6 protein-coding genes are annotated in these 4,312 nt (G+C 62.7%); 4 read left to right on the top strand and 2 right to left on the bottom strand.

What is annotated here, in order from left to right; all coding sequences use genetic code 11:
- Positions 1–208: 208 nt before the first annotated feature.
- The 3 genes from AB4Y86_RS13180 to AB4Y86_RS13170 all read left to right on the top strand — a co-directional run bounded on the left by AB4Y86_RS13180 (position 209) and on the right by AB4Y86_RS13170 (position 1,901).
- Positions 209–607, top strand: coding sequence for a hypothetical protein (locus AB4Y86_RS13180; protein WP_441402668.1), 399 nt, complete (start codon positions 209–211; stop codon positions 605–607).
- Positions 600–851: a hypothetical protein gene (locus AB4Y86_RS13175; protein ID WP_441402667.1), complete on the top strand. Its 252-nt coding sequence runs from the start codon at positions 600–602 to the stop codon at positions 849–851. Before AB4Y86_RS13180 ends, AB4Y86_RS13175 begins: the two co-directional genes overlap by 8 nt.
- Before the next feature lie 411 nt (positions 852–1,262).
- A complete protein-coding gene (locus AB4Y86_RS13170) occupies positions 1,263–1,901 on the top strand; it encodes a hypothetical protein (RefSeq protein WP_441402669.1) in 639 nt (212 codons plus the stop codon).
- A gap of 276 nt (positions 1,902–2,177) precedes the next feature.
- Here the strand turns inward: AB4Y86_RS13170 and AB4Y86_RS13165 are convergent, their stop codons facing one another.
- Together AB4Y86_RS13165 and AB4Y86_RS13160 are read right to left on the bottom strand one after the other, a co-directional pair.
- Positions 2,178–2,684 (bottom strand): hypothetical protein, encoded by a 507-nt coding sequence (locus tag AB4Y86_RS13165; protein ID WP_441402666.1) that lies wholly within the window; start codon positions 2,682–2,684, stop codon positions 2,178–2,180.
- Positions 2,685–2,718: 34 nt separating this feature from the next.
- A complete protein-coding gene (locus tag AB4Y86_RS13160) occupies positions 2,719–3,405 on the bottom strand; it encodes a hypothetical protein (protein WP_441402665.1) in 687 nt (228 codons plus the stop codon).
- A 455-nt stretch (positions 3,406–3,860) separates the two neighbouring features.
- Between AB4Y86_RS13160 and AB4Y86_RS13155 the strand changes: the two genes are divergently transcribed.
- Positions 3,861–4,312: DEAD/DEAH box helicase (locus tag AB4Y86_RS13155; RefSeq protein WP_441402664.1), on the top strand; the 452-nt coding region annotated here is incomplete at its 3' end.

Raw genomic sequence — 4,312 nt, 5'->3', positions numbered from 1 at the left:
GCATACGCGGCCGCGTTGACTGTGAATCACAGCGATAGAGGGCGGCATATCCGCAGCGCTAATTGTCACCTTTGGTGACGGTCAAGCTGATGCAGCACGGCTTTTCGCCATTGCCAGAAGACCGGCTCTCTGCTCCGTCGACGAGTGCACCTGAAGAAGAGCCGCGGTGAAGCGGCGGGTTGAGCCCCTTGCACAATGGCGGAACGTCATGCAAAAGTGCATCATCATTTGGCGGCGGTTTACGCCGAAACCCGTCCGGACGCTCCAGGGGGAAGCATTGAAAACGCGAAAACTCGGCGCGATCGGCGTCGTTGCTGCATTGGCGATGGCACCGGCGATGCCCGCGCAGGCGGCCTTCACGGGCGCCAACGGCTCGCTCAGCTGTCCCGCGGGTCAGGTCGTGTGGGTGTTCGGGACGCAACAGTACAGTGCACAGGTCAAGGTCTCCCCCGGCACCGCCCTGCGCTACACGTATACCGCTGTCAACAACTACGGAACCAGTTCAGTCAACTGGAGGGTGGAAGCCACTCGAAACCTCCAGACCGTGGGCGACAAATGCCGCAGTGACTACAACCTGGTGTCGCCAGAAGGGCCGCCAAGTGAATGAAGCCGATGCTGAGGTCGCGCGAACCCTCAGCAGAATTCCGGTTCGTGTCCCTCGCCAAATGACCCCCACCGAGTACCAGGTGCGCGTGGCCGAGGTCCTCAACCTTTTCGATATCGAAGCAGTGGGCGACGTAACGGGCGTGCATTACGGGGGCGACGGTGTTGCGCTGGAAGATCAGCCTTTGCTCGCGGCGATTCGCGTACTCATTGGAAGGCGATTCGGCGTCCCGGACGATCTACAGTAGCCCGACAGTTGGGATGCAGTAGACCACACAGTCGAGACGCTGGTGGCCACCGCTTCATTCGACCGGGCTCACGCCCGCGTAGCGTTGGCGCCACGAAGAGTCTCGCCGTCAGCCTGTCGTCGGACGGCGTCCCGCTGGCATTCGGGGTCGCCGGCGACAGCTGGCGCGTCCTGCTGCAATCGCTGCTTCGGTCCAGATTCTTCGGGCACCCGGGATGTGGGAAATAGGCAGGGTAAGGCGAAGACCTCGAATCCAAAACGCTTCCCCCTGAGCGGAATCGTTGGCCAGGACCAGCTGTCGCGAACCATTGGCTTATTGGCGTGCATAGTTCAGGATTTGAGAATCTGGACGGGACGCATCGCCATGTTCCATCGCGTCACAGGCGTTTTGGTTTTGGGGAAGAAGAACAAGATGAGCGGGATTGACGATCTCATGGCTGAGTCGAATGACCGCTGGGCAAATGCCACAAGAAGAGCCCAGGGCATAGAAGACAACGGCTTGGGGGAGGCCGTGAAGACCTATTTCGCGCGCTACTTCCCGGCGGGACTGTTCCTGGTGGTAGTTGGGACTGCGGTTGCGATMTTAGGTCTGCGTGGCCCGCTGGCGGACTGGCCTACATTTCTGGCGTTCGGGTTCCTCGTTGCGGTGCTGGGCGTCGTGGTTGGTGGGCTGGTCTTTAACTCGAAGAAGGTGGCACCCGCGGCCAAGTCGGGGAAGGTCAACGTGCTGCTTTCCCTGGAAAGTGGGGAACAAAAGCAGGTCCGGCGTCAGATTGCGGGGAGGGCCCCTATTGATTCGGAGCATCTTTCTGTTACCCGGGCTGCGGCGGTGCAACTGCGAAAGGGGCTTGCCACCCAACTGGTCCTTGCGCCGTTCTTTCCACTCACCTTCATTCCTCAAGCCGTCAACTTTGCCCTGCGCGGCGACACACTTGCCGCAGGGATTATGGCACTGGGCGTGGGAGTGACCGTGATCGCGTTTGGGCTGCTCGTCCGTGACTTCCGGCGTGCAGGACGGTTCTTGACACGCACAGCGGGACAGACGAGCTGAATGAGTGCCTGAGTCCGTCCTCTATCGTCGAGACCGGCGTCGAATGCTAGGCGGTACAGGGGAATCGCTTCCATCTCGTTGCCAAGGAAGTCGTGAACAGAAGCCCATTCATACAGTGCCGCGGCATCCCCATCAGGCCGATCATCGACGAGCGCCTTCATGCTCCTGAAGGTTCCGGCGGGGTCTGTGTCATCAGCCTGCGGGTCCGTAGGGCGAACGCTCGCGGGACATTTTCCAGACCCGGACCGGGTCGGTCCGTCGGGGTTTGCGGCCTGCCTATTCCCGCCCTGCCCGGGGTGGCTTGAAGACGGTATCGGAAAGCGGCGAGTAGGCGAACCAACCGGTGTTTTCTCCACGCTGCTCTGCTGTCCGGGCCCGGGAGATTTCGTCCTGTTCTGCGCCCCGTGCGGCTGCCAGGCCATCGAACGCGGCAGCCGCCCGGGCGTTGAGGGCGGGTCCCGTTCCGCGGAACCGGCGGGCCGGCACGTTTTTCTCGTAGGAGGTGAACTCGATTTCGTAGCCGTCGCCGAGTTCATCCGCTACGCGCCGGGCCAGACGGTTGCCTTCCACGGTGAACCGGCGTGCGAGCTCCGCGGATTTCCAGTCGAGGTCCGGGGTCAGTGACTCGTAATAGGACTGTTCCCAGACCCTCAGGTCGCGGACCAGTCCTTGCGTCAGGCCGGCGAGGTCATAGTCAACGGGGTCGTCAAACCAAAGCACGGTGTCGGCATAGTCCGGAAACATGCGCACCGTCGGACACCGGTCCTCTGCCGGGGTTTTCATATGGCGATCCCTCACGGACGCTGGGGTGTGGCCGTTAGCTCCGGGTCGTGAACTGGACCTGGATTCGTTTGAGCTCAGCGCGTGGAAGCACTGCGGTCACGACGCCGCCGCCTGCCAGTTGGGCTCCGATGCCGTACACGAACGGGTCCGTATCGACCTCCGCACCGGGCACGTCGACTCCGTTGATGACGGTGCTGGCCTGGCCGTTGACCATCCGGCCGGTTACTGCGGGTGCGTGCTGGTCCCACGGTTTGCTGCCGGGCCAGAGCTCCTGCCGGTACTGGTTCATGAGGATGTGGTTGACGTGGTCAGCCAGGAGGCTTTGAACCGAAGAGCGCTCGGACGGCTCGCGGTGCCAGGTGGTTCGCACGGCTTCCCACAGCTGCGGATAGCGCATTCGCTCCACCTGCTCTATCAGCCAAGGGGGTCGGGGCCATGGCGGAACTTCCTCGATTGCCCTGCGTGTCTTCTCATCGAGGTCTGCGAGGTTTACCGGGTCCGAGCGGTCATCCGGGTTTCGCCAGAGCGTATAGGTGATGCTCGCCGTCATTTCGCTGTACCCACGATCATCCAGGCCGTAGCTCAGACCGACGGAGTCGGTGTCCTCCAGCGACGCTTGGGGCATGAGCCCCAGCACCGGAATAGGCATGAGTTTCAGGTTTTCGACCCATTCGGCACGGGGGTCGGGGGCGTCTTCGGGGAGGATGCCAGCCAGTCTCATGCCTCGACTATGAATCAAACGAGGGTGCCTGTAAATGGGATTGAGTGTCAGGCCCCAGATGTCCCGGTGAGATTTCCGCATACGTAGTGGGTCGTTCAGACGAGTGTGGACACTCCCTGCAGCCGACGTCGGAAAGGACAGCTGCGGCCCGGTGTGTTGGCGCTGCCGCCGCGGTGCCGCGCCGCACCGCGGGCCCCGGTCGAGGTTCGGAACGGCGAACGGCTAGACTGGAGGGGTAGTAATGGATGCCCGGTCGTTGATTTCCTAGTTTTTCGAATTCAACAAGCCCGCCCCTACGCGATCTTGAGACACACCCGCTGGTCCCAGTGCCAGCATCAGATAGCCCGCGATCGGCTTCCACTGGACCTGCTCGCGCGTCTGAGCGTGCTCCGGAACGGCCCTGCGCCGCCCCCGTTGAGCAAGCAGCGCAGCCCAAATGAATAAGGAAACTCCCTGTGAGTGAATTGCACACGCACCAGCTTCTGACGGACGAATCCGGCATGGAATCGATCGTTCCCGAAGAGACCATCATCTCCGACGAAACTCCGCACGAAATAGCGGAAATGTCCTTCGCGGACTACAACGTCCGCGCCGACATTGTTGAGTCACTTGCCGACGCCGGCATCACGCACCCCTTCCCGATCCAGGCCATGACGCTGCCGGTCGCCCTCAGCGGCCACGACATCATCGGCCAGGCCAAGACCGGCACCGGCAAGACCCTCGGCTTCGGCATCCCGGCGCTCCAGCGCGTCGTCGGACCGGAGGACGCGGGCTACGACGCGCTCCCGGCCCCGGGCGCCCCGCAGGCCCTAGTGATCGTGCCGACGCGTGAACTCGCGGTGCAGGTCGCCGGCGACCTGCAGAACGCGGCCCGCAAGCGCAACGCCCGCATCACCACGATCTACGG

It is taken from the genome of Arthrobacter sp. 2YAF22_2, assembly GCF_052114645.1.
Lineage (GTDB): Bacteria > Actinomycetota > Actinomycetes > Actinomycetales > Micrococcaceae > Arthrobacter.
The sequence above is the reverse complement of the archived record's forward strand: the minus strand, read 5'-3'. Positions and strand labels throughout refer to the sequence as shown.

Bases quoted from the DNA above. Each gene is read 5' to 3' on its own strand.
- AB4Y86_RS13180 (WP_441402668.1), top strand. From the start codon at position 209: ATGCAAAAGTGCATCATCATTTGGCGGCGGTTTACGCCGAAACCCGTC.
- AB4Y86_RS13165 (WP_441402666.1), bottom strand. From the start codon at position 2,684: ATGAAAACCCCGGCAGAGGACCGGTGTCCGACGGTGCGCATGTTTCCG.
- AB4Y86_RS13160 (WP_441402665.1), bottom strand. From the start codon at position 3,405: ATGAGACTGGCTGGCATCCTCCCCGAAGACGCCCCCGACCCCCGTGCC.